1 pseudogene is annotated in these 202 nt (G+C 81.7%); it reads left to right on the forward strand.

Annotation, left to right across the window (positions count from 1 at the left end):
* Positions 1–202 (forward strand): annotated as a pseudogene (locus tag G3I65_RS16335) (hypothetical protein); the annotation flags it as partial.

Here is a 202-nt window from a genome sequence, read left to right on the forward strand (position 1 = left end):
CCCGGCGCGGGGTGCCGCCGATGCCGGTGGTGGAGGCGCTGGTGGCGTCGGCGGAGACGGTACTGCCGGAGCCGGGCCCGCTGCACGGAGCGCCGCCGGAGGAGGTCGGGGTCCTGCTGCGCTGGCTGGCGCGGCCGGGGGTCCGGCTGGTCCGGACGACGAGGCCTTGGGCGGAGCCGGCGGCGGTCGCGGGCTGGCGGGG

Origin of the sequence: Amycolatopsis sp. SID8362 (genome assembly GCF_010550475.1) — a bacterium.
Taxonomy (GTDB): Bacteria; Actinomycetota; Actinomycetes; order Mycobacteriales; family Pseudonocardiaceae; genus Amycolatopsis; species Amycolatopsis eburnea.